This is a genomic window from Niveispirillum lacus (assembly GCF_002251795.1).
Taxonomy (GTDB): Bacteria; Pseudomonadota; Alphaproteobacteria; order Azospirillales; family Azospirillaceae; genus Niveispirillum; species Niveispirillum lacus.
Window position 1 is genome coordinate 76,143 of the sequence record NZ_NOXU01000027.1, and the last position, 20,479, is coordinate 96,621.

At 61.7% G+C, this 20,479-nt stretch carries 19 protein-coding genes and 1 tRNA gene; 9 read left to right on the forward strand and 11 right to left on the reverse strand.

Annotated features, from left to right (window positions below; translation table 11 throughout):
* Positions 1-229: 229 nt before the first annotated feature.
* The 5 genes from CHU95_RS09475 to CHU95_RS09495 all read right to left on the reverse strand — a co-directional run bounded on the left by CHU95_RS09475 (position 230) and on the right by CHU95_RS09495 (position 6,028).
* Positions 230-1,129, reverse strand: a complete 900-nt coding sequence (locus CHU95_RS09475; protein WP_094456068.1) for an SDR family oxidoreductase — start codon at positions 1,127-1,129, stop codon at positions 230-232.
* Entirely contained in the window at positions 1,126-2,496 is a 1,371-nt protein-coding gene (locus CHU95_RS09480; RefSeq protein WP_094456070.1) for a spinster family MFS transporter, read from the reverse strand. Before CHU95_RS09480 ends, CHU95_RS09475 begins: the two co-directional genes overlap by 4 nt.
* Positions 2,493-3,089 (reverse strand): nuclear transport factor 2 family protein, encoded by a 597-nt coding sequence (locus tag CHU95_RS09485; protein ID WP_094456072.1) that lies wholly within the window; start codon positions 3,087-3,089, stop codon positions 2,493-2,495. Before CHU95_RS09485 ends, CHU95_RS09480 begins: the two co-directional genes overlap by 4 nt.
* A gap of 125 nt (positions 3,090-3,214) precedes the next feature.
* Entirely contained in the window at positions 3,215-5,509 is a 2,295-nt protein-coding gene (locus tag CHU95_RS09490; protein ID WP_094456074.1) for a TonB-dependent receptor, read from the reverse strand.
* Between the two features lie 443 nt (positions 5,510-5,952).
* Positions 5,953-6,028: transfer RNA gene (locus CHU95_RS09495), tRNA-Ile, on the reverse strand.
* A gap of 190 nt (positions 6,029-6,218) precedes the next feature.
* Between CHU95_RS09495 and CHU95_RS09500 the strand changes: the two genes are divergently transcribed.
* A complete protein-coding gene (locus tag CHU95_RS09500) occupies positions 6,219-6,848 on the forward strand; it encodes a 2-hydroxychromene-2-carboxylate isomerase (protein WP_165772109.1) in 630 nt (209 codons plus the stop codon).
* On the opposite strand, the gene CHU95_RS09505 is transcribed toward CHU95_RS09500, so the two are convergent.
* Together CHU95_RS09505 and CHU95_RS09510 are read right to left on the reverse strand one after the other, a co-directional pair.
* Complete coding sequence (locus CHU95_RS09505) at positions 6,849-7,382, reverse strand: hypothetical protein (RefSeq protein ID WP_094456078.1); 534 nt, start codon at positions 7,380-7,382, stop codon at positions 6,849-6,851.
* A 7-nt stretch (positions 7,383-7,389) separates the two neighbouring features.
* The gene (locus tag CHU95_RS09510) at positions 7,390-7,950 is read right to left on the reverse strand and encodes a hypothetical protein (protein ID WP_094456080.1); all 561 of its coding nucleotides are present in this window, start codon (positions 7,948-7,950) and stop codon (positions 7,390-7,392) included.
* 297 nt (positions 7,951-8,247) lie between these two features.
* On the opposite strand from CHU95_RS09510, the gene thrC reads away from it, so the two are divergent.
* The 3 genes from thrC (at position 8,248) to CHU95_RS09525 (ending at position 11,631) form a co-directional block, all read left to right on the forward strand.
* The gene (gene thrC, locus CHU95_RS09515; protein ID WP_094456292.1) at positions 8,248-9,657 is read left to right on the forward strand and encodes a threonine synthase; all 1,410 of its coding nucleotides are present in this window, start codon (positions 8,248-8,250) and stop codon (positions 9,655-9,657) included.
* 20 nt (positions 9,658-9,677) lie between these two features.
* Entirely contained in the window at positions 9,678-10,961 is a 1,284-nt protein-coding gene (locus CHU95_RS09520; protein ID WP_281255157.1) for a M16 family metallopeptidase, read from the forward strand.
* A gap of 61 nt (positions 10,962-11,022) precedes the next feature.
* Positions 11,023-11,631 carry a GNAT family N-acetyltransferase gene (locus CHU95_RS09525; protein WP_094456082.1) on the forward strand — a complete coding sequence of 203 codons (609 nt, stop codon included), beginning with the start codon at positions 11,023-11,025 and terminating at the stop codon, positions 11,629-11,631.
* Positions 11,632-11,697: 66 nt separating this feature from the next.
* Here the strand turns inward: CHU95_RS09525 and trxA are convergent, their stop codons facing one another.
* Positions 11,698-12,021, reverse strand: a complete 324-nt coding sequence (gene trxA / locus CHU95_RS09530) for a thioredoxin TrxA (RefSeq protein ID WP_094456084.1) — start codon at positions 12,019-12,021, stop codon at positions 11,698-11,700.
* 242 nt (positions 12,022-12,263) lie between these two features.
* Here trxA and CHU95_RS09535 point away from each other — a divergent pair, with 242 nt between their 5' ends.
* The 4 genes from CHU95_RS09535 to CHU95_RS09550 all read left to right on the forward strand — a co-directional run bounded on the left by CHU95_RS09535 (position 12,264) and on the right by CHU95_RS09550 (position 17,204).
* Positions 12,264-13,400 (forward strand): hypothetical protein, encoded by a 1,137-nt coding sequence (locus CHU95_RS09535; protein WP_133065493.1) that lies wholly within the window; start codon positions 12,264-12,266, stop codon positions 13,398-13,400.
* 10 nt (positions 13,401-13,410) lie between these two features.
* On the forward strand, positions 13,411-14,796 hold the full coding sequence (locus CHU95_RS09540) for a hypothetical protein (protein WP_094456088.1): 1,386 nt from the start codon (positions 13,411-13,413) through the stop codon (positions 14,794-14,796).
* Positions 14,797-14,866: 70 nt separating this feature from the next.
* Positions 14,867-16,261: a class II fumarate hydratase gene (gene fumC / locus CHU95_RS09545; protein WP_094456089.1), complete on the forward strand. Its 1,395-nt coding sequence runs from the start codon at positions 14,867-14,869 to the stop codon at positions 16,259-16,261.
* Between the two features lie 121 nt (positions 16,262-16,382).
* On the forward strand, positions 16,383-17,204 hold the full coding sequence (locus tag CHU95_RS09550) for a LytTR family DNA-binding domain-containing protein (RefSeq protein WP_094456091.1): 822 nt from the start codon (positions 16,383-16,385) through the stop codon (positions 17,202-17,204).
* A gap of 6 nt (positions 17,205-17,210) precedes the next feature.
* On the opposite strand, the gene CHU95_RS09555 is transcribed toward CHU95_RS09550, so the two are convergent.
* The 3 genes from CHU95_RS09555 to pdxH form a co-directional block, all read right to left on the reverse strand.
* Positions 17,211-18,068 carry an MBL fold metallo-hydrolase gene (locus CHU95_RS09555; protein ID WP_094456093.1) on the reverse strand — a complete coding sequence of 286 codons (858 nt, stop codon included), beginning with the start codon at positions 18,066-18,068 and terminating at the stop codon, positions 17,211-17,213.
* Positions 18,069-18,297: 229 nt separating this feature from the next.
* On the reverse strand, positions 18,298-19,212 hold the full coding sequence (locus tag CHU95_RS09560; RefSeq protein ID WP_207762433.1) for a cation diffusion facilitator family transporter: 915 nt from the start codon (positions 19,210-19,212) through the stop codon (positions 18,298-18,300).
* Between the two features lie 27 nt (positions 19,213-19,239).
* Positions 19,240-19,833, reverse strand: a complete 594-nt coding sequence (gene pdxH / locus CHU95_RS09565) for a pyridoxamine 5'-phosphate oxidase (RefSeq protein WP_094456097.1) — start codon at positions 19,831-19,833, stop codon at positions 19,240-19,242.
* Positions 19,834-19,992: 159 nt separating this feature from the next.
* Between pdxH and CHU95_RS09570 the strand changes: the two genes are divergently transcribed.
* Positions 19,993-20,463, forward strand: a complete 471-nt coding sequence (locus CHU95_RS09570; protein WP_094456099.1) for an RT0821/Lpp0805 family surface protein — start codon at positions 19,993-19,995, stop codon at positions 20,461-20,463.
* Positions 20,464-20,479 lie beyond the last annotated feature (16 nt).

Sequence of the window (20,479 nt, forward strand, 5' to 3'; positions counted from 1 at the left end):
ACCGACGAGCGTGTATCCAGAAGAATATAAAATCCAATGGGTTTTGGCATGGAACTGTTCCCCGTCGGGACACGTCCATAAACAATCACAGATATCAGCGCATAAGCCAGTGGATGACCGGGGGGCCGGACGGCTCAGGGCGCCCACACCCAAACCAGCCTGCCCCACAAACCATCAAGCGATGCGACTGTTTCCAGTGCATCACCGCATCGGGCCCGGAGAGCATTGATCAAGGACGCCAGTCCTGCCGCGCCGCCCAATCCTCCAGTCCTGTCAACGTCACAGGCAGATCGGCCAGGACCGGGGCCATATCGACATAGAAGGGTTTCTCCTCCCCAAAATTGTACCATTCATAAATCCGGCGCAACTCACTGGTCAGACGGTCATGGTCAAGCGTCGTCACATCCTTGAACACGCCGGCCATGGCCGCGCAGAAATCCGGGATTGGGCGTGGGTCGAACCGCAGCGAACGGCCCAGCACGGCACCCAGCCGACGGGCCAGGTCAGGCCCCCGGATGGCTTCTGCACCACCAACATTATACGCACGGCCCGAGAGATGAGGCCGGTCCAGGGCGGCAATCATCAGATCCGATACATCATCCTGGCAGATCCAACAGACATCCAATTCGGGATGATGCGGATAGAAAAGACGCCCTTCCTCCAGGATATGTTTACGCGCCCAGGCACGCAGCAGATTGTCCAGATAGATCACCGGCTGGATCGACACGATGGGCGTTCCACTGTCGCGCAGTCTTTCCCGCATCTCCCAGCGGGCATCATGGGCGGCGAAGCCGCGCTTGCCCTCCTTGATGATCATGGAACTGTTAAAGACCGTCATACGCAGCCCCTGCCGCTGCGCCGCCATGCCAATGGCCTCCACCGCCCGGATCAGCGGTTCCGCAGCCTGGAACGAGGTGGACGGCATGGTGATGAACAGCGCGTCGATCCCATCCAGGGCGCGGACGAGGCTATCGGGATCACGGTAATCGGCGACCACACTGACCACCCCGGCGATGGCTATTTTTGCAGGATCGCGGGCGACGGCAACGGGCGTGTGGCCGGCGGCGACCAGGCGGCGCAACTGCGCTTGCCCCTGGTCACCCGTGGCACCAAAAACCAGAACTTTCACGCCTCACTCTCCCGCTCTGCCAGGGCCGCCCGGAAGGCGCCGAGACCGCGCAGCATCAGGATCGACGCCCCGATGCTGGACACCGAACAGACCAGGGCCAGTGACCACCCCACCATACCCGGATCACCAAACAAGCGGTCGGTAATCAGGGCGATGAAGGTGGGAGCCAGGCCCAGCCCAACAATGGAAACGGTAAATACATAGAGCGACGAAACCACCCCGCGCATGCGATTGGGTGTCACCATCTGGATGGATGAGGCTGCCATGGCCATGGGCAACGTGTAAAAGAAGGTCACCCCCACCGCCGCCGCGAGGGCCAGTTCATAAGTCGGGCAGAAGGGCAGCATCACCGCAAACGGCACCACGCCCAGTGTGGTAAGAGCCGGGGTGCGGAATGCAGCATCACGATAGCCGCGGGCAGCCAAAGCCTTGGCGACATAGGGCCCGCACCACACACCCAACGACCCGGCGATCAGCACCGACGCCCCATATTCCAGCCCTACCGAGGCCATGGACACGCCATGCTGCCGGATCAGGAAGCTGGGTATCCAGGCCGGAAAGGCGTAAAGGGCGATGACATGCAGCGACATGCCGCCATAAAATGCGCCGTAAAACGCCCGCTTTTCGGACAGGAACTGCCAGATCTGGCCCAAGGTGAACCGTTCCTGCTCCGCCCTGCCTGTTCCCTTGGCCCGCGGCGGCTCCCGCACCGTCAGCATGACGGCCGCAAGCAGCAGACCGGGCGCACCGACAACGATGAAGGCCAGATGCCAGGGCGCCAGCAGCCCGAAGGGCCCCGCATCCACCGGTCCGACATGACCCAACTGTTGGATGACCAGTCCACCGAAGATCAACGCCAAGCCGCCTCCCAGATAGGGGCCCATGAGAAAGATGCTCATGGCGCGCGGCAGTTTTTCCTTGCTGAAATAATCGGACAGCAGTGACCAGGCCGCCGGCATCAGGCAGGCCTCCGCCCCCCCCACACCCATCCGCGCACCGAACAACTGCCAATAGGTCTGGGACAGGCCGCAAAAGATGGTGAACACCGACCAGATGGTCACGCCGGTCCAGATAATGGTCCGGCGATTGCCGATATCCGTCCACCGCCCAAACACCGGCCCCATCACGACATAGGCAACGGTAAAGGAGAGGCCCTGTAACAGGCTGATCTCCGTATCCGACAGGCTGAACTGCCCTTTGATCGGCTCCACCAGCAGATTAAGGATCTGCCGATCCACAAAAGCCACGGCATAGGCGATGGTCAGCAGGATCGTGACGTACCAGGCATAAAGCCCATCGCGGGGGACCGGCCGAAGCTCGGTCTTGGATGCGGGTGTATCGATGCCGGATATCGGGCGATTGCTCATTGATCGGCTTTCCCATCCTGGGCGTGGTCGGGAGCGTGATCTTGGGCGTGATAAAGCCGCCAGCTTGGTAGCGCCTCGGGGAAATCGGCCGGCCGCCGGTCACCATAGGCGCGCTGGCGCAGCGGATCGCCCAACGCCTCGGCATATTCGCGCACCGGGAGATAATAGAAAAAGGTCAGCAAGCGGTCAGCGAAGCGCCAGGTGCCATCGGCCCCCCGCCGATATTCATCCAGATACCGCAACGCCGTCAGCATCGCCTGGCCATTGCGCCAGACCTCGGCATGCGAGGTGACGATACCCGTGGCCCGGTCCGGGTCGGCATCGTCAAACTGGACGATCTTGTCATGGGTGAAATGATTGCAAGGCCCCAGCGCTGCAAAGCGACCGCGATATTGCTCGATCACGGCCGCCCGCCCGCGCGCATCCAACACCCCGTCCTTGGACCGGAAAGCACCATCTTCGGTGAAAAGATTGGCCAGCCCCTCCAGGTCACGGTCATCAACCGTCAAACCATAGCGGGCCACCAGATCATTGATCTCGGCACGGGCCTCCAGCCGGGCGATGCGCTGTTCCAGGGTCAGGGTCGTTGCCATGGGTACACCCGTTCGATTGATCACCGTTGAGAGCGGTTTCCGGTAACCGGAAACCGCTCAAACGACGACGGTCGCGTCAGGCCGGGCCGCACAGGCGGCACCGGCGATTATGGGCCATTGTTGAGTTAGAACTTCGCCGACAGTTCTACACCATAGGTCCGGGGCACACCGCCCCACACCGCACGATGGGTGCCGCCGTCAAAGCCGAAATCATAATATTGGGCGTTGTTCAGGTTTCGCCCGAACACGGACAGGGTGTAACTGTCATTCAGGGAATAACTGACCGACGCATCCCACAATCCATAGGAATCCAGGGCCAGCGACGGGCTGTTCAGCGTATCGATGAACTGGTCATCGACCCAGGTGTAGGAGGTACGGAAGCGCAGCGAACTGGTCTGCGTCACCGGCACCTCGTAACTGGCCGCAACGGCATATTGCCATTTTGGCACACGCTCGAACTTCAGATCTTTTGCAATCGGACCGTCGATCGCCGGCTCATACACACCATTCCGGTTCGTGTCGATATTGGCAAAACTATCATAACCGGCATTGGTGTAACCCAACGACGCATCCAGCGTCAGGGCGTCGGTAACCAGGAAGGAACCTTCCAGTTCCAGACCCCAGATGGTGGCCGAGGCGGCGTTTCGCGGCACCTGGGTCACCGTCGGCAGGCCGTTGACGATGACTGTGTCAGAAACGGTTCGCTGAATGTTGGTGTAATCCGACAGGAAGGCGGCGGTATTCAGGCGCAGGCGCCGGCCCATGAGCTCACTCTTCATGCCAGCTTCATACGAGGACACGGTTTCTTGGTCCACCGGCCCCAGAACGGCGGCATTGGTGGCACGGGCATTAAACGAACCGGAACGGAAGCCTTTGGTCCAGGACGCGTAGAGCAACACATCCTCATCGACCTTCCAATCCAGGCCGACCTTGGGTGAGAAGCTGTTCCACTTGTCATCATTACGGAGCCTTGCCACAGGGCAGGCGTTGAAATTCAGGCTGTTATAGAGGGCGGCGTTGAAGGGACACAACTCGATCTCCTTCTTCTCCACCGTATAGCGTCCCCCCAGGATCAAAGACAGTTGATCGGTGAATTTTACCGAACCTTGGCCGAAGACGGCATAGGAGCTGTCATCGGTCTTGGCGATGCCGACGGTGCGTGAAATGACGGGCGCGGTCGCCGGGCCGCTGGCATAGGCCGCACGCCTTTCGGCGATATACATCTCCTGGGTGAAGTAATAGAGGCCCGTCGTAAACTCCACCGTGTCGGAGAAATTCGACGCGTAACGCAGCTCTCCCGAATACTGGTGCTGACGCTCCCGGTTATCCGGGAACTCAAACACGATATGGGGTGAGCCGTCGAAATCGGTGGAGGAATTGAATTTCACCTCACGATAGCCGGTGACCAGCGAGACGATGCCATGGCCCAGATCCAGGCTGGCATCAACGATGCCATGGCCGGCCTTGGTGTCGACATAACCCTGTTCATTGTGGTTGATGTCATATTTGTCTGCCGGCGGGGTATAGCCGAATACGCGCTGCACTGTGGCAGGAGAGGCCACAAGTTGGCCATTGACCAGCAACAGACGGGGGTTGATGCGGCTATCCTTGTTCTGCGAGGCCGACGATCCCCCCTTGTCCCGGTAATATTCGCCAATCAGATCAACGGTCAGCACCTCATTGGGTGTCCACCGGAACGTGGGGCGCAAGATGGCGGTGTCGACATCCGGCTTGTTGCGGCCTGTCGTCAGGTTCTTGAAATAGCCATCGCGGCTTTTCGACATGGCGGCAATCTTACCGGCCAACTGTCCCTCGATAATAGGGAACCGCACCGAGGCTGACACATCCATGCGGTCATAGTTGCCATAAGTGACTTTAATGTCAGCGCCCAGATCGCCCGTGGGCCGGGTCGACAGGACGGAAACCGCACCGCCCGTCACATTCTTGCCGAACAGCGTGCCCTGCGGACCGCGCAACACCTCTACCGACGCAATATCGAACGTGTCCTGCATCGAGGCCGGGCCAAAGCCGATATAGATGCCGTCCACAAAGGTGCCCACGGCGGGATCGACGGTGCGAATGGTGTTCGATGAACCGATACCGCGAATGAAAAAGTTGGAGAAACCGCCAAAGGTACCTGACTGGTTCAATTGGATGTTCGGTGCCATGCGGCCCACATCCACGAGATCGGTGGCAAAACTTTTTTCGATGGCATTGGCATCAAAGGCCGTAATGGCAACCGACACGGACTGCACATCCACAGCACCCGCCCGCTTCTGGCTGACCACCACAATCTCGTCCAGCATGGGACCGGTATCGGCCTTCTGCTCCTGCGCGGCCGCCGGCAGCACTCCCGAAATCAGCGCCAGACCCAATGCCAGCAGGGACGGACGCCACGACAATTGTGCACGCATAGACATCTCGAACCTCCCCTTGAAGGGCCGTTGCGGCCGGCCCTGACCTGTGCGGCGCCCGGTTTCTGATCATTGAAGCGGCAGTCGAATTATCCGCCTACCGCCTGATCCATCCGGTGGCATCGCCCGTTGTGTATAAATTCTATACGTTCTGCGTATGCATGACGGCAATACCAAATCGGCTGCCGGGGCAATTTTTTTGTAACAGGTGTTAGAAAATGGAAATCTGTGTCCCAGTCTGCTGTTTTTCAGGCCGACAACACACTGGTTCGCCCGCTCTATCCGGTTAGGCGTCGGCCTATCCCGGTAACTCTCCCAGCGTCGGGCCCGACGCGTCGAGAAGCCATGGCTCTGTATACAAAAAGCCCCGCCACCCCATATCCAGCGCCGGTCGCGGGCCCAGAAAGGCAAAAGGCCGCCGGCATCAACATGCAGGCGGCCTTCTAATCTGGTGGGCCCGGAGGGACTTGAACCCCCAACCAGACCGTTATGAGCGGCCGGCTCTAACCATTGAGCTACAGGCCCCCACCAAGTGCGGGGGCGCACAATGCCCCAAAGGGGCGGGCCCTGGCAATACGGGATTTACGGCTGGGCAATTCCCCTTTTCCGGTCAAAGCGATGGTGCCTGCCTGCATCCCCCTTGCAACGGTGGCCCAAGGCTGGCAAGGCTTGCACCCCGCTCTCTGCCACCTGTTCCAACGGAGTGCTGACCGCCATGCCCGGTCCCGTCACCGTCGATTTCTATTTCTCGCCTGCCAGCCCCTATGCCTATCTGGCCGGCACCCAGATGATGAAGCTGCAGATCGAAACCGGCTGCCGGGTGGACTGGTATCCTGTGTCGGCCCGCGCCATCATTAAGGCCGCCGGCTACGATATGGAACAGGCGGTTCCCCATTCCGGGCAGTTCCGGCCCGACTATCGCCGTACCGATCTGGCGCGTTTTGCCAAACTGTATGGCGTGCCGCTGCGCGATTATAAGGATGTCGTGATGCCGAACCCGCCACGGTTGGCGCTGGCCTGTGTGGCGGCCCGCCGGTTCGATGCCGGCCAGGTCTTTGCCCGCGCCCTGATGAAGGCCATTTTTGTGGATGGGATCAGCCCCGCCGACGATGCGCTGTGCGTCCGGATCGCCAACGACACGGCTGGCATTGAACCACACCTGTTCCAACCCATGCTGGATGACCCCGAAACAGCGCGCATTCAGGACGGTTTTGTTCAGGCCGCCGTGGCCGCTGGTTGTTTTGGGGTACCCAGCTTTGTTGTGAATAAGAAGGAGATGGTATTCGGCAATGACCGGCTGCCCTTGCTGAAACAGGCCGTGCTGGAGGCCAAGGCGGCCGGCTGATCACGCCACGGCGGGGTCGCCATTGCGGTTAGCCACGGGCGGCGGCGCGGGGAAGACGGAAACCGTGCTATAGCCCTGCTCAGCACTGTAACGTTTCTCCACCTTGGCGCGGGCGGCGTGTTCGTCCGCCGCCCAGACACGGAACCGCCGTTGCCCCTGCCAGGGGGCGCCATTGCGGCCGATGGAAATGCCCGGCGCCTCTACCGTCACGTACCACCCGACATCCGCCGGCCCGCGCTTTTCATCGAGGACAAAGGTGCGGTTGGCGGGATGGGCCAGCCGCAGCAATTCAGCCTCCACCTGGCTGATTTCTTCGATCAGATGATCCACGGTGCGCTGCTGGTTGCGCACCTCACGGCCCAAAATCAGACTTTCGCGCCCAGCGACCCGCAGACGGTCGACCTGCTGCTGTCGTTTGGTCAGCAATTGTGTGACGCGCCGGCGTGTGTCACGGACCCGGCGCATGGATTGTTCCAGCGCCAGGGCAAAGGCCACCGCCACAATCATCACCACCAGCAGGACGGGACCAGTCATCGCGCCCTCAACCCGCCGCCGCTTCGCTGGCGGGGGCGGCACTTTCCAGGGTGATGTTCAGCAGGGAGAAACCCAACGGCATCGGGTAGATCCGCCCCGCCTCCCGCTTGGCATCAGCCAGATTATCTGCCCAGATCTCAATGACCTGTGGATTGGCCCATTCCATGTCCAATGTCGGGTGGCGCTTGCGGTCGGTCAGAGCCTGCTGCACCTGCCGGTTAACCATCCAGGCCCGGAATTTCGCAACCGTTTGGCCTTCGGGCCCAATGATGCGCACGGGTGAATTGGCCTCCCGCCGGGCATCGGCCAGAGCCTTCTCCTGCAAGAAGCGCCGACGGCGCAATTCACCCAGCTCGGATTGCAGTTCCGTCAACCGGGCTTTCCGGTCGCTGCGACGCAGATCGAATTTCGCCTCCAGCAGCGAGCGGCGGGGCAAAACCTCTTCGATCCGCTTCAAATCATGGCCGGACTGGATCGAGCTTTCCGCATACCGACCCATGAGATAGGTAAAGAGATAGGCACCTAAGCCCATCACCATCCCCATCATCAAGGCCTGTGCCCACCCCATCGCCGTGCCTTCCCTTGCCTGGTCTGCGCAATAAAGATGCAACCCTTAGGTTCGGACTCTATCTTGTATTTAAGATAAACGTTCGCCGTAGCAAAGGAAACCATTGATCCGTTACCACCTAAGCCCAGGGCTGCGACAAGATGAGTAAGGCGACCTACCGCTTTTGGTGGTGCCCTTACCGGTCGGGGCAGGCATGAGCCAATGGCACCCCGGCACCCCGCCCCGTCCCCTTGCGGCCCGTGCGCACCCTGGCTAGGGTACGCGCCGTGATTTATGCCGCATCGGGTCGAGGTAAAGGTGTCCTATATCAGCACGCGCGGCCAGGCGCCCGCCCTGGCGTTCGACGATGTCCTGCTGGCGGGTCTCGCCCGTGACGGTGGGCTTTACGTGCCGGCGGCATGGCCGCAACTGACACCTGACGATCTGCGGCGTTTCCGGGGCTTGTCCTATGCCGAGTTGGCGGTCGAGGTGATGCTGCCCTTTCTCGGTGGCACCATCGACCGGGCGGATTTTACCAGGCTGGTGACGGCTGCCTACGGCACGTTCCAGCACAAGGCCGTGGTGCCGCTGACCCAGATCGACAGCAATGCCTGGATGATGGAGCTGTTCCACGGTCCCACGCTGGCCTTCAAGGACGTGGCGCTGCAGCTGCTGGGCCAGTTGTTCGACCATGTCCTGGCCCACAAAGACAGCCGCGTCACCATTGTCGGCGCCACCAGCGGCGACACTGGTTCAGCGGCGATCGAGGCCTGCCGCGACCGCGAGCGGGTGGATATTGTTATCCTGCACCCGCATAACCGCACGTCGGAGGTGCAGCGCCGGCAGATGACGACGGTCCTGTCGTCCAACGTCCATAACGTTGCCCTGCAAGGCACGTTCGACGATTGCCAGGACGCCGTGAAGGCCATGTTTAACGACCAGCCGTTCCGCGATGCGTTGAACCTGTCGGCGGTCAATTCCATCAACTGGGCCCGTATCATGGCCCAGATTGTCTATTATGTGGCGGCCGCTGTGGCGCTGGGCGCACCCGACCGGCAGGTGGCCTTTGCTGTACCCACGGGCAATTTCGGCAATGTCTATGCCGCCTATGCCGCGCGTCAGATGGGCGTGCCGGTGGCAAAACTGATCGTCGGCACCAATGAGAATGACATTCTGGCCCGCTTCTTTGCGTCTGGCGAGATGAAGGCCGACGGCGTGGTGCCAACCCTGTCACCCTCGATGGACATCCAGGTTTCCAGCAATTTTGAACGGCTGCTGTTCGATCTGATGGACCGCGACGGGGCCGCCGTGGCCCAGTGTATGGCCGGCTTTCGGCAGACGGGGCGGTTCGAGGTCAGCCAGGGGCAGTTGGCCCGCGTGCGCGAATTGTTCGCCGGGTATCGCTGCGACACCAAACAGACGCTGGATGTGATGCGCGAGGCCTATGCCGGTTCCGGCTATCTGGTGGACCCGCACAGTGCCGTGGGCGTGGCGGCAGCCCGGCATACTGGACTGGACCCTGCTATCCCCGTCATCGTCATGGGTACGGCCCATCCGGCCAAGTTCCCCGACGCTGTGGAAAAGGCGACCGGCGTGCGCCCGCCCCTGCCCCGCCATCTGGCTGATTTGTATGAACGGCCCGAACGACTGGATATCCTTCCCAATGATATCCAGATATTGAAAGACTATGTGCGGACCCGCGCCCGCGTCGCCGCTTCCACCGTTTGAAACACCGGATCAGAGAATACGTGAATAACAGCTTCCCCGCCGCCCCCGGCACCCGCGTCACCACCCTTCCCAACGGCCTGCGTGTCGCCACCGACAGCATGCCCCATGTCGAGACCGTATCGGTCGGTATCTGGTTCGGCGTCGGCAGCCGGCACGAACCGCTGACCGCCAACGGGGTGGCGCATCTGGTCGAACATATGCTGTTCAAGGGAACGCCGACGCGCGACGCCTTCGCCATTTCGGCGGAGATCGAGAATGTCGGCGGTCATCTGAACGCCTATACCAGCCGCGAGCAGACCTGCTATTACGCCAAGGTCCTGAAGGAGGATCTGGGTCTGGCACTCGGCATTCTGGCCGACATGGTACAAAATCCGCTCTTCGATGAGGGGGAACTGGCCAAGGAACGCCAGGTCATCCTGCAGGAAATCGGTCAGGCCGAGGATACGCCCGACGACATCGTTTACGACCATTTCCTGGCCACCGCCTTCCCGAAGCAACGTCTGGGCCGTCCAGTCCTGGGCACCGCCGATGTGGTGGAAAGCCTGCCGCGCACGGCAATGGTCGATTATGTGACGGGCCGTTACGTCCCCGCCAACATGGTCGTGGCCGCCGCCGGCAACATCACCCATGAGCAGGTGGTGGAACTGGCCGCCCGCCTGTTCGCCTATCCGGGTGCGGGTGAGGTGACGGGGGCCGAACAGGCCCTCTATCACGGGGGTGAGTTCCGGGAGGAGCGCGACCTGGAACAGGTACATGTGCTGCTGGGCTTCGACGGGGTGTCGAACAATAGCCCGGATCTGCATGCGGCGATGGTCATGTCCACCCTGCTGGGAGGGGGCATGTCGTCGAGGCTGTTTCAGGAAGTGCGGGAAAAGCGCGGGCTGGTCTATTCGATCCACAGTTTCAACTGGTCCATGGCCGACAGCGGCGTGTTTGGCATCTATGCCGGCACCGGCCCCGACAGCACCGCCGAACTGATCCCCGTGATCTGTGAGGAGGTGCGCAAACTGGCCGGCACCCTGACAACAGAGGAACTGGTCCGCGCCAAGGCGCAATTGAAGGCCAGCCAACTGATGGGCCTGGAAAGCACCACCAACCGCGCCGAACAGCTCGGTTCGCAGTTGCTGACCTATGGCCGTGTCATCCCGCCCGCCGAAACGGTGGCCAAGCTCGATGCGGTCGATCTGGCCGCCGTTGCCGCCTGTGCGGAACGCATGTTCAGCAGCAAACCGACCCTGACGGCCCTGGGTCCGCTGGACGGTCTGGAAAGCCTGGACAGTGTGACAAGCCGTCTGGCAGCCTAGGATCTTAGGGCCCAGAGCACGCGCAACCAAACAACAGCAATCGGGGGGAGGCAGGAGCAGGATGATCCGTTTGATCCCTGACGGTCTGTTGAGCCCCCCGCCCTTGCGTGTTGACGGGCCCCATGTCTTCATCCGGCCGGCCCAGCCGCGCGATTGGAAACAATGGGCGGAAATCCGGGAGATCAGCCGTGAATTCCTGGTGCCATGGGAGCCGACCTGGCCGCCCGATGCCTTGACTCAGACGGCGTTCAACCGTCGTCTGCGCCGGCAGGCCGCCGAGTGGCGCGATGATGAGACCTACAGTTTCCTCACCTTTGAACAGGGAAGCGAGCAGGTGGTGGGCGGTATCGGCCTGACCAATGTTCGGCGCGGTGTGGCCCAGATGGGGTCCATGGGCTATTGGGTGGGCCGGCCCTTTGCCCGCCGTGGCTACACATCAGAGGCTGCCCGCCTTATGCTGTCCTTTGCCTTCGGCCAGTTGGGCCTGCACCGCGTAGAAGCAGCGTGTCTGCCCTCAAACCAGGCCAGCAGCGGTGTCCTGGAAAAGGTAGGTTTCACGCGTGAAGGCTACGCCCGCGCCTATTTACGCATCAATGATAAATGGGCCGACCACGTGCTGTACGCGATCCTGCGCGATGACTGGGCGGCAGAACGGCACCATCGGGCATGAATGAAAAAGCCCCGCCTGATCGCAGACGGGGCTTTTTGGAGGAGCATCGGAAACAGACAGGGCCGATCAGAGGCTCTGTTCGATCCAGGACTTCAACTGAGATTTCGGCAGGGCGCCAATCTTGGTGGCGGTCACCTGGCCATCCTTGAAGACCATCAGCGTCGGGATACCACGTACGCCGAAACGGCTGGGGGTCGTCGGGTTCTCATCAATATTCAGCTTGGCGATGGTCACCTTGCCATCCAGTTCCCCCGCCAGTTCATGCAGGCTGGGAGCCAGCATCTTGCAGGGGCCGCACCATTCCGCCCAGAAGTCCAGGAGAATCGGACCTTCGGCCTTTAGCACCTCGGATTCAAAGCTGGCGTCGGTTACAGTGAGGATATCAGCCATTTTTCCCTCAGGGGGTTCGTGTCGTGGGCACGGCCCGCACGCGCGAACCGCCTCTCGACAGGAAATGTAGGCACCCGCCCGACCCTGGGTCAAGCCGGTGGCACCAGCACCCCTGCGCTGCACCCTGTGCGGCTTGAAATCGTTTATCTGAGATACGGAAAACTGCCCAACTATTTAAAATACGAGATATAACAAGGGCAATGCCCCTCGTTGGCAGGTATTAGCAAGCGGACCGGCCGGACATGACGGATCAAGGGGACAGCGGGCGTACCCGCAAATTAATGGAAGAGTTCGCGCCCACGACATTCGAGGAGCGCGGGGTCACCGTCCCCTTCACCACACCGCTGCTCAGCCAGGCACGTCTGCGCCGTGATGCGAATGAGCGATTTGAGTTCCTGTTGCCCAACTTCACGGCTGGCAAGGGCACCTATGTCCTGCCCTGGAAGGGGCTGCCCAATGTCATGACACTGACACTGCATGACCGGCTGCTGTTTGAAGAGATCGAAAAGCTGGAGACCCATTCTCCCGAACAGATCCGGTCCTGCGCCCTGACGGTGCAAGCGACAGGGGTCTGCGGACCCGACGCCGCCACCCGCGCCGTGAGCCTGCTGGACCAGGACAGCCAGTATCTTGTGTTGACCCAGTTCATTCTGGTGACGGAGCTGCTGAAGCTGGTCAATATCAGTGCCGCCGACCTGATGCGACCCGGCATGACTGCTGATGACAGCAAACGTGTGGCCCGCCAGGCGCTGGCGAAGGTGGCCGCAATGGTCGATATCCCGCCCGATGACATGACAGGCCGCGTTGACCAGTTGGGCGAGGCTGTGGCGCCGGTCGGCCTGCCGCAGGCACCGAAATCCGGCCGACTGCGGACCCTGGCCGACCGCTTGCAGGCCTTTGCCCAGGGAACGCAGCATTTCGCCGAAACCGACCCATCGGACGCGGCGATGTTGGGCACCTATGTCTCCACCGTCGCCAACCACACGCTGACCCTGGCCCGGCAGCGGATCGGCAAACTGGATGCGGCCTGCCGCGATGCCAGACAGATTGTCAATGATGCGCCAAAGCTGCACAAATCCATTCAGGAATTTGTGGCCCGCATCTCCTGGCTTCTGGATGGCTGGGAATTCCTGATTGCGATGTGGGAAAGTGTGAAAAGCGAGCCATCGGCCAGCAAACAGACCGCGATCAGCGATATTTCCCGCCTGCTGCCCATGATCCCGAAGGAAGAGATCAGCGCCGCCACGGAAAGCCTGGACCTGGACGCCATCCAGCGCCTGCAGAAAAAATGGGTGCGGGTCAATCAGGATTGGCGCACCGGTGTCCTGGACATGGATGCCGTGATGCGGCTGGAATCCCTGAAAGCGGCGATGGGCTGAGGGCACGGGCATGAACGACAAGAAGCCAGCCGCCCCAGGCTCCCCTGCCAGCAAAACCAGTGATTGGGCCGCCCTGGGCGCAGATATCATGCGCCTGCCGGATCGCAAGCTGCTGCAGATTTATCGCCTGCTGGAACAGGTGGGGGACAAACCGGAAGTATCGGATGCGTTCGGTGCCATGCGCCCGCGCCTGACGACTCTGCGCCCACCCCGTCGGCCAGCCTTGTCACGCCTGTTTTTTCTACCGGCAGAGGATATGCTGGATGATGTTGGACATTACAGCCGCCGCCTGAACCGGATTTGCCGGACAACCCTGTCGCCCTGCTGGCAGGCGGTGAGGGAACATATCCCCGCCGCCCTCATGCAGGAGGTAAACCAGGAAGTTGCCCTGGTGGATTACCGTGACGGCGCCGCCATCGCCGTCCTGGTAGAGCCGTTATGGCAGGCCGGGGCAGAAGCCCTGGACCGGGTCATGGCCGAGTGCCAGAACAATCTCAAATACAAGATTTCCCTGTTCGGCCGCGATGACGACGTACAGCGGCAGCTCGGCACCCTGCGCCAGATCTTGACCGTTGCCTTTCGGATCGAAAAGCTGAAGGCAGCTCTGCCGCCGCGCCCCATTCTGGATCTGGCCGAATCCCATGTCGAGATCATCCGCACTGCCCTGATTGACCTGGGCAAGGAAGATGCGTCCCTGACCCAGCCTTTGCTGCTGGTGCTGGCCTCCCGCATGCAGCGACCCGGTGAATTACTGCGTATGTTGGGCGAGGTGCGGCTGGGCGGAACCGTGGCAGAAAAGGAAACGCTGACACGAGAAATGTCTGGCTATGTGGTCGGCAACCTGCTGCGCCAGACCAGCGATTTCGACCGCGAAAACCTGCAGGTGCAAGGCGACCCGGCCAGTCTGGCGGCGGCGGCCGAACGGCTGACCGACGGTCTGAACTCTGTCAACGACACGGTTCAGGGGCTACGCGACAAGGACATCACCGCCAAGATGAAAAATGCCCGGGCGGAAATTGGGCATTTTGTGCTGAAAAACATCTGCGCCGATGTCGACAAGGAACTGACCAGTGCATTGTTTGGCCATGATGGCGCTCTGCCCAGCGATGAGGATGTGAAGAAGGCTGAACAGCTTGCGCTGGCCCTGCGCCGTTCATCAAAGCTGGCCGGCCCGCTGGGCATTCAGCGGGAAGTCACGGCCAAGATCAACGAGGCCCGGCAACAGGTGGTTGACAACACGCTGGCCGCCCTGCGCAACACCCCGCGCAACCGCGACGGTTCAATGGGGGCGGATGCCCAGCGTCAGATGTTCAACGGTCTGCGCATGGTGGAAATCCTGTCCGGGTCCGACGAGGCAGAACGCCTGTTCAGGGAATGGAACGCACAGTTCCGCTGACGGGGGACTTCCGCCCGCGCCGGCATCTGCTAGACTCCCCGCCTGTTCTGGCATGAGAGAGGCGCCGGTGATGCCCATCCCTGTCCGCATCGAAACCGACAGTTTCGGCCCCATTGAGGTGCCGGCTGATCGTTATTGGGGCGCCCAGACCCAGCGATCGCTACAAAATTTTCGGATCGGCGGCGAACGCATGCCGACAGCCCTGATCCGGGGGCTGGGTATTGTCAAGAAGGCCGCCGCCAAGGCGAATGCCATGCTGGGACAGCTCGACCCCCTTCTGGCCGACGCCATCATGCGCGCCGCCGATGAGGTGATCGACGGCACCCTGATCGACCATTTCCCGCTTGTTGTCTGGCAGACCGGGTCCGGTACCCAGACCAACATGAATGTCAATGAGGTCATTGCCAACCGCGCCATCGAGATGATGGGCGGGGAGATCGGGTCGAAGAAACCCGTCCACCCCAATGACCATGTGAACAGGGGCCAAAGCTCAAACGACAGTTTTCCCAGCGCCATGCATATCGCTGCGGCCGAACGCATCTACCATGATCTGATCCCGGCTTTGGAACAGCTTCACGCGGCCCTGGCCGCCAAGGCCGCGGCCTTTATGACGATCATCAAGATCGGCCGGACGCATCTTCAAGATGCGACGCCGATGACGCTGGGGCAGGAATTTGGCGGCTACGCCCAGCAGGTGGCCTTTGGCATCGACCGGGTAAAGGCAGTGATGCCGTCCTTACTGCGCCTTGCTCAAGGCGGCACGGCGGTCGGCACGGGCCTGAACACGGCCAAAGGTTTTGACGTGGCGTTCGCGCAGGAAGTGGCCGCCATCACCGACCTGCCTTTCATCACGGCCGCCAACAAGTTCGAGGCCCTGGCGGCCCATGACAGCATCGTGGAAGTATCCGGGGCGTTGAACACGGTTGCCGTCTCGTTGATGAAAATCGCCAACGATATCCGCTTATTGGGGTCCGGCCCGCGCAGTGGCATCGGGGAAATCAGCCTGCCGGAAAATGAACCCGGCAGCTCGATCATGCCCGGAAAGGTGAACCCGACGCAATCAGAGGCCATGACCATGGTCTGTGCGCAGGTGATGGGCAACCATGTCACCATCACCCATGCCGGTGCCACCGGTCATTTTGAACTGAATGTGTTCAAGCCGGTGCTGATCTACAATCTGCTGCAATCCATCAGGCTGATCGCGGATGCCAGCCGGTCCTTCGCGGAGAATTGTGTGGTCGGCATCGTTGCCAACGAAGCCCGTATCCGCCGGCTGATGGAAGAAAGCCTGATGCTGGTCACCGCCCTGAACCCCCATATCGGCTATGATAATGCCGCCCGCATCGCCAAGAAGGCGCATCATGAGGGTATAACCCTGCTGGAAGCGGGCCTGGCCTTAGGCCTGTTGAGCGAGGCGCAGTTCCGCGCCTGGGTAAAGCCCGCTGACATGGTGCATCCCGGATGACGGGGGCCGATCTGCAACCCGGCCTCTCTGTAACGGGCCGCCAGGTCCGTTGGACGGGGGTGGAAGCGCTCTGCCGCATCCATTATCCTGTGTTCCCCTTCGCCACGATCCAAGTCCAGCCATGAAACGTGCGCCCAGCATTGCCGGTTTATTGACGATCTGGGTGATCGTGTCGGTCGCCCTCACCATCATGGGACCGTTCGGCACCATGGCCATTCCTTTCCCGGAACGACTGCCTTACTGGCTGGGCCTGATGGCGGTGAATGGCTTGAAATGGTGGCTGTGGTTCCGCTTCACCGGCCCGCTGGTCCGGTGGCGGGACCGCGATATGGCCTGGCTGGCCGTGCTGTCGGTGTTTATCCTGCAACTGACCTTGCCCTTTGAAGTCCGATTGGCCAACTGGGCTGTGGGCGTATCTGCTCCGCCCTATCTGCCGCTCTATGGCAGCTCAGTGGCACTGGGGCTGATGATCTGTGCCGGCGTGGAAGCGGTACGCTGGATCCTGCGCCGCCACCCCACCGCCACCGCGCCCGCTGCTGCCGACCTCGCCCCCCCTGTGGGAATATCCGACAGAGTGCCTGTCACGACACCGGTTGAGCGGCCGGACATCGTCAGCGGCGGCCTGCTGGCCCGGGCCGGGGTAGGTGATGCCGATCAGGTTCTGGCGGTGGAGGCAGAGGATCATTACCTGCGCCTGTATCTGGCCGATGGGCGCAAGCCGCTGGTCCTGTACCGGTTGCGCGACGCCCTGGCAGAACTGTCGCATCTGGACGGCGAACAGGTGCATCGCGGCTACTGGGTAGCCGGTCGTGCGGTCCAGGGTCTGGAACGGCGCGACGGACGCAAATGGGCCCTGCGTCTGGAAAGCGGCATGCTGGTGCCCGTCAGCGCCACTTTCCTGCCGGCTGTCCGCCGTCGCGGCTGGCGCGAACTGGCCGCGTGAGGCTGGTTACGCCGCTGCTATCGTCGCATCGGACGGCAGGTTCAACATGTCCAGCACCGCCCCCTCACGCGCCGCGAAGGCACCAGGGAATGCCAGTTTGGCATCGCGTTCAATCGCGGCCATGGCCTTATCATCATGGTCGGGATCATGGTGGAACAGGCACAGGCGCTTGGCACCAGCCTCCTGCACCAGCTTCACGCCTTCATTCCAGGTCGAATGACCCCAGCCAACACGGGCGGCATATTCCTCCTCGGTGTAGGTGGTGTCATACAAGACAATGTCAGCCCCCTCGATCAGCCGCAGGATGTTCTCATCCAGCCGACCGGCCACATGTTCGGTGTCGGTGACGTAACAGAAGGCCTTGCCGCCATACTCGATACGGTAGCCTACCGCCCCACCCGGATGGTTGAGTTCCCCCGTCTTGACCACCAGGCCCGGCCCCAGATCCAACTGGTCACCGGCATGTAAATTCTGAAACGCCATTTTCGCCCGCATGGTGGTCAGCGGCACCGGGAAAAGGGGCTTTTCCATGCAGGTGGTCAGCACCTCGCCGATGCAACTGCACCCCGACAAGTCACGGGCAAAGATGTCCAGATGAAAATCCGGACAATAGCCCGGCTCAAAGAAGGGGAAACCGTTGATATGGTCCCAATGGGCATGGCTGAGCAGCAACGTGGCATGTTGAACCTTGTCGCGACGGAAGCGTTGACCCAGCGCGCGCAGGCCCGTACCCGCATCCAGGATCAGCGTGCGGTCGCCCGCCGTGATCTCGACGCAACTGGTATTGCCGCCATAGGTCAGATGCGAGGCATAGGCACAGGGAAATGTCCCCCGCACGCCCCAGAACTTAACCTTGAACTCCATGACACTGCCCCTGGAGCCGGACGATGCCCGGCGATTGCTGCCCCCGGTTACCGGCAGACACATTCTGCCAGACGTCTCGAAGGTTCCACAAAAATAAAGGCGACCGTGCCGGTCTTCCTGTGATGAGGCACACAGGGGCAGTCACGAATCTGTCATGGCGGAGGTGCATCTGGATAGGGTGGAACCAGCGACAGTATCGCCCCGCCCCTCCAGGGCCGAGCAAGCGGTCTCACCGCCTGATCCGATGATCCAGACGATCATCTTCCAGGCCGGCCGGTTCTTGATGAATGGCGAACTCTGCCTGGGGAAACACCGCGCGCAGTTCCCGCTCGATCTCATCGGTAATGTCATGCGCCTGTGCCAAGGTCAGGTGCGGGTCCAGTTCCAGGTGGAATTCAATATGCTGACCGATACCCGTGGACCGGGTGCGCAGGTCGTGGATGCCGCGGGTCTGCGCATGGGCCCGCACCACCTCCTTGACCTTCGCCCGGTCGGCAGCGGGCAGTTCGCGGTCCATCAGTACACCCAACGCTTCGCGGACAAGGCGGCTGGCGCCCCAAACCAGGAACGCGGCGATACAGAGGGCGAAGATCGGGTCCCAATAGGGCCATCCTGACCACGCCGTGAGGCCGAGCGCCGCAATGACGGCAGAGTTCATCAGCAGGTCGCCGCTGTAATGCATGCTGTCGGCAGCGATGGCCATCGACCCCGTACGCCGGACGACCCAACGCTGCACCAGCAGCAGTAACCCGGTCAGGAGAATAGCGAAAACCATGGTGGCGATGCCCAGTTCCGGACTTTGCACCGGGCGGGGTTCGGCCAGGCGGCCGATACCTTCATAGCCCAGGAAAACGCCGGACCCGGCGACAAAGGCGGCTTGGGCCAGGGCCGCCAATGGCTCTGCCTTGCCGCGTCCGAAACGGTGGGTGCTGTCGGGCGGCTGAAGGGCTTGTGCCACGCCCAGCAGGGTCACGACCGAGGCCAACAGGTCAACCGAGCTGTCCATCAGCGAGGACAGGATCGCCACCGCCCCGGTCGCCATATACGAAGCGAGCTTGGTTGCGATCAGGATGAGGGCCACGGTGACGCTGGCATAGGTGGCCCAACGCCGGTAACGCTCCCTCGCCTCCGCCGTGTCAGCCACCACGCACCTTTAGATCAGGGATATAGATCAGGGATAAAGGCGGCCCTTCGACCATGCCCCCTCACCCTCACGGGTGAACAGGATGCGGTCATGCAGCCTGTATTCCCGATCCTGCCAGAATTCGATCCGGTCGGGAACCACGCGAAAACCGGTCCAGTGCGGCGGGCGCGGCACAATGCCGCTCCCGAACCGGACCTCGGCATCGGCGACGGCCTGTTCCAGGGTGGCGCGGCTGTCCAGGGGACGGGATTGCTGGCTGGCCCAAGCGCCGACCTGACTGCCGCGCGGACGACTGGCGAAATAGGCATCCGCCTCGGCATCCGTGACCCGTTCCACCGGCCCTTCGATGCGCACCTGACGACGCAGCGATTTCCAATGGAAGGTCAGGGCCGCGAAATGCGTGGCCTGCAACTGATCACCCTTACGGCTCTGCGTATTGGTGTAGAAGGTAAAGCCGCGGTCATCCAGCCCCTTCAGTAGCAAAATGCGCACGGAAGGACGGCCATCGGCGGCAACGGTCGCCACCGACATGGCGTTAGGATCGTTGATTTCGGCCGTCTCAGCCTCGGCGAACCAGTCGCGGAACTGGACGAACGGATCGGTGGCGTTTTCCAGCGTCATAGCTTGATCTTTGTCATAGTTGCGCCCGAATTGATGGTGAAGATAAGCAGCATGGGTTGTTTGTCCATGCCGTCCCCCGCATGGCACCCGTCCGCAGGCGGAAACGCCCGATGGCGAATGGTTCGGGGGCAAAGCATGATCCGAGAAAGGTTCTGAAAAATGATTCGCAAGATCGTTGTCGCCACCGCCCTGGTGGCCCTGCTGGCCGGGTGTCAGACCACCGGCGGCAGCAAGCAGACCGGTGGCGCCGTGATCGGCGGCCTGATGGGCGGTCTGGCCGGCAGCCAGATTGGCGGCGGTTCGGGTAAACTATGGGCGACGGGTGCCGGCGCCGTGCTGGGTGCCCTGATTGGTTCTGAAGTCGGCGCCTCGCTGGACAAGGCCGACCGCGCCGCCCTGGAACGCAACACCTATGCTTCGTTCAATGCACCGCTGAACCAGCCTATTGTCTGGGACAACCCCAACAACAGCAACCGGGTTATCGTAACCCCGACGCAGGAGGGCCGCCAGCAGGGCACCGGCGCCTATTGCCGTGAATATCAGCAGACGATCATCGTCGGCGGCCGCAGCGAACAAGCCTATGGACGCGCCTGTCAGCAGCCGGACGGTTCCTGGAAAATCGTCAGTTAATGGCTGGCTGACACGG

Bases quoted from the DNA above. Each gene is read 5' to 3' on its own strand.
- CHU95_RS09480 (WP_094456070.1), bottom strand. From the start codon at position 2,496: ATGAGCAATCGCCCGATATCCGGCATCGATACACCCGCATCCAAGACC.
- CHU95_RS09485 (WP_094456072.1), bottom strand. From the start codon at position 3,089: ATGGCAACGACCCTGACCCTGGAACAGCGCATCGCCCGGCTGGAGGCC.
- CHU95_RS09490 (WP_094456074.1), bottom strand. From the start codon at position 5,509: ATGTCTATGCGTGCACAATTGTCGTGGCGTCCGTCCCTGCTGGCATTG.
- CHU95_RS09500 (WP_165772109.1), top strand. From the start codon at position 6,219: ATGCCCGGTCCCGTCACCGTCGATTTCTATTTCTCGCCTGCCAGCCCC.
- CHU95_RS09505 (WP_094456078.1), bottom strand. From the start codon at position 7,382: ATGACTGGTCCCGTCCTGCTGGTGGTGATGATTGTGGCGGTGGCCTTT.
- CHU95_RS09510 (WP_094456080.1), bottom strand. From the start codon at position 7,950: ATGGGGTGGGCACAGGCCTTGATGATGGGGATGGTGATGGGCTTAGGT.
- CHU95_RS09525 (WP_094456082.1), top strand. From the start codon at position 11,023: ATGATCCGTTTGATCCCTGACGGTCTGTTGAGCCCCCCGCCCTTGCGT.
- trxA (WP_094456084.1), bottom strand. From the start codon at position 12,021: ATGGCTGATATCCTCACTGTAACCGACGCCAGCTTTGAATCCGAGGTG.
- CHU95_RS09535 (WP_133065493.1), top strand. From the start codon at position 12,264: ATGACGGATCAAGGGGACAGCGGGCGTACCCGCAAATTAATGGAAGAG.
- CHU95_RS09540 (WP_094456088.1), top strand. From the start codon at position 13,411: ATGAACGACAAGAAGCCAGCCGCCCCAGGCTCCCCTGCCAGCAAAACC.
- fumC (WP_094456089.1), top strand. From the start codon at position 14,867: ATGCCCATCCCTGTCCGCATCGAAACCGACAGTTTCGGCCCCATTGAG.
- CHU95_RS09550 (WP_094456091.1), top strand. From the start codon at position 16,383: ATGAAACGTGCGCCCAGCATTGCCGGTTTATTGACGATCTGGGTGATC.
- CHU95_RS09555 (WP_094456093.1), bottom strand. From the start codon at position 18,068: ATGGAGTTCAAGGTTAAGTTCTGGGGCGTGCGGGGGACATTTCCCTGT.
- pdxH (WP_094456097.1), bottom strand. From the start codon at position 19,833: ATGACGCTGGAAAACGCCACCGATCCGTTCGTCCAGTTCCGCGACTGG.
- CHU95_RS09570 (WP_094456099.1), top strand. From the start codon at position 19,993: ATGATTCGCAAGATCGTTGTCGCCACCGCCCTGGTGGCCCTGCTGGCC.